Source organism: Nonomuraea sp. KM88, from assembly GCF_052245635.1.
In the GTDB taxonomy this organism is placed as follows: Bacteria; Actinomycetota; Actinomycetes; order Streptosporangiales; family Streptosporangiaceae; genus Nonomuraea.
The window spans coordinates 1-2,809 of record NZ_JBQQCC010000057.1; the positions used below are offsets into that span (position 1 = coordinate 1).

2 protein-coding genes and 1 pseudogene are annotated in these 2,809 nt (G+C 68.2%); 1 reads left to right on the plus strand and 2 read right to left on the minus strand.

Going from position 1 to position 2,809, the window contains the following annotated elements; all coding sequences use genetic code 11:
- Window positions 1-234, minus strand: a pseudogene (locus ACTWPV_RS49595) (hypothetical protein); the annotation flags it as partial.
- 18 nt (window positions 235-252) lie between these two features.
- Window positions 253-699 carry an ester cyclase gene (locus ACTWPV_RS49600; RefSeq protein WP_443157214.1) on the minus strand — a complete coding sequence of 149 codons (447 nt, stop codon included), beginning with the start codon at window positions 697-699 and terminating at the stop codon, window positions 253-255.
- Window positions 700-2,346: 1,647 nt separating this feature from the next.
- Here ACTWPV_RS49600 and ACTWPV_RS49605 point away from each other — a divergent pair.
- Window positions 2,347-2,664, plus strand: coding sequence for a hypothetical protein (locus tag ACTWPV_RS49605; RefSeq protein ID WP_443157215.1), 318 nt, complete (start codon window positions 2,347-2,349; stop codon window positions 2,662-2,664).
- Window positions 2,665-2,809 lie beyond the last annotated feature (145 nt).

Below are 2,809 nucleotides of genomic sequence, written 5' to 3' on the forward strand. Positions count from 1 at the left end.
ATCCAACCCGATCAGCTGCCCGGCACGCATCCTGGCCACCTCATCGGGATCCAGCGCACCCGCTCCGCGAAGCGGCGTCAGGGCACTGCTGAACCGGGCCGGATCCGCCAGCACCCCGCGGACGTCCCCATGCCGGCGGACCAGGTACCCCGGCAGGCCCCAGGCCGTCCCCACGCGCACCACACCCTCGCCGTCGCGCGCGGCCGTCCACGGCGTCCTGCCGCGCGGTCTCATGGGGGGGTGAACGGTTCGCTAGTCGTTCGGGCTGTCGAACATGCCGAGCTGCCGCATCTGCGACATGACATCGACGACCGCCCAGGTCTCGGCGACCCGCCCGTCGGCGAAGCGGGCGATGAGGATCTCCCTGTACGTGATGGACCTGCCGGTCGGCGGCACGCCCATGTACTCACCCCGGTGCGTCCCGGTGACCGTGTTCCTGGCGACGACCCGGTCCCCTTCCGCGATCACGTCCTCGATCTCGACGTGGAGGTCGGGGAAGGCCCGGCGCAGCACCGCGAACACCTCCTTCATCGCCGACGTCCCCGTCGTCTCGATCGGCAGCGGCGTGCGAATCCGCACGTCCGGCCGGACGACCTCGTCGATCGTTCTGGAGATGGCCTCTTCGTCGCCGGTGCTGACGGCGTCGTGGAAGCGGCGGATCGCCTCCTTGTTGCGTTCCGCCGCGGTGATGATCGACATGTGGTCTCTCCTCGGGTTCATGAAGGTGTCCGCCTGGGCCGGCATCGTGGCGATGGCCGTCCAGCATCCAGGGCAGGATCCGCGCGGCGTCCGGACCGATCAGGTGGGCGTTGAGAGGTGCTCCAAGCACCGGACGTCACATCCAGGCGACGAACGGGTGGCCTCCCCGGGGACACCGCGGAGCCGGGAAACCCGGCGTTGTTCGAGCCGGTGGGTCAGGAACCGCCTGCGCGGCGAGGAGAAGCAGATCACCGGCGCCGCGGTCCCGGCGTACCAGGCTGCTTCGTCGCGGGAGTGACAGCGAACGAGCGTCAGTATTCGAGCGCTGCACGGTCTCGACGGCGGCTCAAACGCTCTTCGTGTGGCGGTCGGCCGACGGACCTGTCACTCAGGCGCTCCGCCATGGTGCCGGCCGGACGCCGCGCTGACGTCGGCGGGGCCCAGGTCGGCAAGGCGGGAGACGGCACGCGAGGGGCCGGGCGCTGGTTCCGCTGGTCTGGCAGGCGATCGCCTGGGCGGCCGTGCTGGCCATGCCCTGGATGGTCACGACCGGACTGTGGCTGAAGTCCCGGCGAGCCACCGGCCGTCGACCCGCCTGACAGGGCTTCCCCGTCGTGGGAGCGCGCTTGCTCGTGAGTCGTGATCCCGCTGGGCCAGCGGGCCGGTGCCCAGCCACCGTTCGTGTGGGTGACGACGGTGCGCTTCGTGGTCGCCCATTGCGAACGCGTAGCAGGATCATCCCCAGATCGGTGCGCGTCGTCCGCGCGGCACCGCCGACGCCCAAGCGGTCGAGCGGCTGACCGCAGTCCTCGTCACGACTGGTATGTCGCGCATGCCCGCCGCCGACCTGGCCTGCCTCCACACCACCGACTCCGACAGTCTCACCGCCGCCGACCTGGTCCGGCTCGGGGGTGGAGCGGGGCTCGCTCGACGGGGAAGCGCTCTCGTACGTGGCGCGAAAGCGTCCCAGCCTGCGGCCCTGTCACCCCCGCAGAGGCGGCATCACGGCGTCGGGACGGTCGAGACCGAGCAGGGCTAGCTCGACGGTCATCCCGCCGAAGGCGGCGGCGAGGAGATCACGGTGGTCGAGCCGGTCGCGTGCGCACTACGGGGGCCGCCGGAGTACGCCGGAAAGGGGCCGCGGGTTGTTGTAGCGGACGCTCAGCGAGTTCGGCGGAAGACGGCTTCCAGCACCGCTTGGGGTCCTTGGAGTGCCAGCCCGGTTGGATGTCGATCGACAAGGCCACCCCAAGAGCTTCGAAGATCGCGGTCTTGTGCAGAATGCCTGTCACTCGCGCGATGCCCTCTCGTCTGGGGTGATTCGGTTGCGGACAAGAGGCCAACGCAGGGATGCGCGGTATATCGGTGGCATGTCCGCTGCGTGTGACCGAACGCGAAGGGGTCCTGGGCCGGGCAATGGAGGACCGTCCGATACGGGGCGATACCGGTCGCGCCTTGCCGGAGCCCGGGGTCCTGAGTCCGCCAAATGTCCGGTCGATGTCCTGGTTGTGGCAGCTTGTATTGACCTAAAGTCCCGGAGTGAAAGACGTTCGGCGACAACGGAAATCAATCGGTCGAATCGCCCAACTCCGTGTCCTGACCTGCATGCTGTTCCCAGTCCACGATGTAGAAAGGGGCTCGATTGTCATGAGCGTTCTGAAGACTATCGCCGTCGCGGGGAGCTTTGCGGTGCTCACCTTGGGCATGTCGGCTCTACCGGCTGCGGCCACTGTGAAAACCGTGGGATCGGCGCCGCAGTCGGCAGAGGAATGTCTGGCGTATCTCAACAGCCAGGGTTATGCGACGACGCCGGCCAGGACCGACGCCTGTAACTCACTCGTCCATGCCTTCTGTATCGAGATTCTCGAGGACAGCCAGGTAGCCCCGGCCCACGCCGCGATCGCCTGCGATCTCGCGCGGGACCGCGACTCGCTCGCGAGCCGCTCGCGCACTCCGGCGAGCTGAAACAGCCCCCGCGCACAGTGAGGTGATCTCAGCGAAATAATTTAGGACGATTGGGGATTTCTAGGACGCAGGCGGTGACGTATCGGGCCTATCGGGAGGAGTCATCGAAGGCCGGAGACGGGCGTGGAGCCTCCGGTAGATGAGT

Excerpts from the sequence above, each read along its gene's own strand:
- ACTWPV_RS49600 (WP_443157214.1), bottom strand. The coding sequence starts at position 699 with ATGTCGATCATCACCGCGGCGGAACGCAACAAGGAGGCGATCCGCCGC.
- ACTWPV_RS49605 (WP_443157215.1), top strand. The coding sequence starts at position 2,347 with ATGAGCGTTCTGAAGACTATCGCCGTCGCGGGGAGCTTTGCGGTGCTC.